The organism is Acetobacter senegalensis (assembly GCF_001580995.1).
In the GTDB taxonomy this organism is placed as follows: domain Bacteria; phylum Pseudomonadota; class Alphaproteobacteria; order Acetobacterales; family Acetobacteraceae; genus Acetobacter; species Acetobacter senegalensis.
In genome coordinates, this window is the sequence record NZ_LHZU01000050.1 from 1 (window position 1) to 2,794 (window position 2,794).

Here is a 2,794-nt window from a genome sequence, read left to right on the forward strand (position 1 = left end):
CGGTGAAGCGCTTTCTAAGCTAACACCAACACACCGTCAACAGACAAATGACACCTTGTGACAGATTTCTTACATCACCCTTGCAAGATTTCTGTTTTTTGGCTGTTTTCCGCCATTTTTCATCAAAGAAAAAATGAAGGGCCAAGTTGCCAAGCCACGACTCTGACTGGTGCCTGTGTAAGAAAGGATGCCTGAATGGCTCATGCAAAAGGAACTGGTCTTTTTTCACGAAGCCGTGAGATTTGACCCAGCACGCCCTGTCTTGAACGAGAAACGGCCACTCAGAGAACTGAGTGGCCGTTTCATGAGCACTGAATACGCTTATGCGTGCTGGGGCACTTTACCCGATTCAGGATAGGTTATTTCCCATCCCCCACCCAGAGCATTGTAGAGCCGCACCAGATTGTTGGAGATGAGCGATGCGCTGTCCGCCAGCTGGGTCTGGGAGGCAAGCACCCTGCGTTCAGCATCCAGAACCTGAAGGAAGCTGGTCAACCCATGCCGATACTGATCCTGCGCCAGATGAAGAGAGCGTTCATCAGCCGCAACCTGTGTTTTGAGCGACTGGTTACGCTTTTGCTCAGCTTCATACGCTGTGAGGGCGTTATCAACCTCACTCCATGCCTTCAGCACTGTCTTGCGGTATCTGAGCGCTGCTGTCTTCTGGGAAGCCTTCTTCATGTTGAGTTGCCCCGTCAGACGCCCTCCCTGGAAAATTGGGAGACTGATGGACGGGCCGACGTTCCATGTTCTGGCGCTCCAGAACCCAAGGTCTCGGAACGAGAAGGACTGGAAGCCGAATCCGGCATCAATAGTGACCTTGGGGTAGAAGTCCGCTTCCGCCTGCCCCACTTCGGCTGTGGCGGCATGCAGTTCGGCTTCCGCCTGCCGGATATCCGGACGACGATGCGCCAATTCTGACGGCAGCCCTACAGGCACTTCTGCCGGAACAGGAGGAATAGCGGGTGTCTGTTCCAGTTCCGCATTCAATGCTCCTGGTGGGGCACCCATCAGCAGGTTGATGGCATTGATCTGCTGGGCAATCCGCTGCTCAAATTGGGGAATACGGGCATTGGTGTCTTCCACCTGCGCGCGGGCGCTATCCACATCCAGTTCACTGACGAGGCCGCTTTTATAGCGCGCCCCGCTAAGAGAGAGCATCTGACTGGCTGCATCTCTATTGGCCTTGGTGATACGCAACTGCTCCTGCAAGCCACGCAACGCCATATAGTCCTGTGCCAGTTCCGCCTGACGAGCGATGAGAATACCGCGCCGTTCTTCCATAGTCGCTGTCAGATACGCTTTTGCGGCTTCATACTGTCGGCGCACCCGCCCCCAGAGATCCACTTCCCAACTGGCCTGCAATCCGTCCTGCCACTGGTTCAGAAGAGGAATGGAGATGTCAGAAGACTGGGAGGATAGAAGAGCTCCCGCACCTTCCGGCGCATTCTGGCCGATTCGTTCTACAATACGTTGCAACTGTTTGCTGCTGTACTGAGCCCGCTTGTAGGACCCCGTTGCCGCCAGATCAGGCAGGCGCTCGGCCCCTGCAATCAGCAACTGGCCACGACTAACGGCCAGTTGTTCTGTTGCCTGCTGCACATCAAGGTTCTGCGCCGCCAGACGTTTTTCAAGAGATGTCAGTTCCGGATCATGGAAGGCAGACCACCATTCCGGATCAGGAGCCTGATTGCTTGGCACACTAAGATTACGGGACGCCCCTTCCAGTTTGGCATGCTGCCATTGTTCAGGCGTCCATGCAGCGGGCTTTTTGAAGTCCGGGCCAACCATGCACCCACCCAGCAGAAATGCCAGAACCATGGTGCTTGCGCCCCGCGCATACCGTTTAGCCACCCGTCTGCTCCCAATGTAAAGTCTGTCTATACCTAGAACCAATCTTGCGCTGACCGATCGGTTCGGTCAGCATGCTAACCTATCGTTTTTCAATGTTGCGTCAATCGTCATACTTGGGAATAACCATCTACCATGTCTGTTTCACTCCCCCCTTCCGCCATGCCGCCCAGCCAGTGCTCGGGGGAGTCTGAGGCCAAACGCCAGCAAATTCTGGATGGCGCGTTGGTCATTTTTGCCGCCCATGGATTTGAGGGGGCAAGTATGTCTGCCATTGCCCGCGAATCTGGCGTGTCAAAAGGCACTCTTTACAATTATTTTACCAACAAGGCGGATCTGTTCGCTGCATTTGTTGAGCATAATTGCCGCGAGAAGTTACCGCTGGCACTGGCTCCTATTCAGCTTAATGAACCCGTGAAGGAAACCCTGACCGCGGTTGCGCGCGCCATGGTGCATCTGATTACCCTGCCAGAGAGCATCATGCTCTATCGGATCATCGTCTCCGAAGCGCCACATTTCCCGCACCTTGCCACCAGCTTCTGGCAACACGGCCCCAAAATTGCGATCGAAACCCTGGCAGGTTGGATTCAGCAGCAGGTTGAAAACGGCACGCTGGCGGTGGAGGACCCCACCTTTGCCGCTGAGCAGTTTTTCACGCTATGCCAGACACGCCTTGCGCACCGAAAACGCTTCAACATGCCATTTGAAAATGAGCCGGCGGACAAGGAAAAAGTAATCCATGCCGCTGTCCATATGTTTCTGGCGACATACGGCACCAATAAGTCCCACTGACTACTGCGCACTGAGGGCGTCAGACAGAGGATATAAAAAAACCTGCATGGTCAGTTTCAACCATGCAGGTTTTTTTAACGTCTTTCGCCTTTAAGCGAAAAACTTACTTCAGTTCTTCTGTAAGCTGAGGAACGATCTCGAAGAGATCTCC

At 54.2% G+C, this 2,794-nt stretch carries 2 protein-coding genes; one reads left to right on the top strand and one right to left on the bottom strand.

The genetic code is table 11. From position 1 onward, the window contains the following. Positions 1–321: 321 nt before the first annotated feature. Positions 322–1,821: an efflux transporter outer membrane subunit gene (locus AD948_RS00375; protein WP_006558650.1), complete on the bottom strand. Its 1,500-nt coding sequence runs from the start codon at positions 1,819–1,821 to the stop codon at positions 322–324. A gap of 165 nt (positions 1,822–1,986) precedes the next feature. On the opposite strand from AD948_RS00375, the gene AD948_RS00380 reads away from it, so the two are divergent. Continuing rightward, entirely contained in the window at positions 1,987–2,643 is a 657-nt protein-coding gene (locus AD948_RS00380; protein WP_006558649.1) for a TetR/AcrR family transcriptional regulator, read from the top strand. Positions 2,644–2,794: the final 151 nt, after the last annotated feature.

Coding starts and splice junctions, on each gene's coding strand:
- AD948_RS00380 (WP_006558649.1), top strand. CDS start 1,987: ATGTCTGTTTCACTCCCCCCTTCCGCCATGCCGCCCAGCCAGTGCTCG.
- AD948_RS00375 (WP_006558650.1), bottom strand. CDS start 1,821: ATGGTTCTGGCATTTCTGCTGGGTGGGTGCATGGTTGGCCCGGACTTC.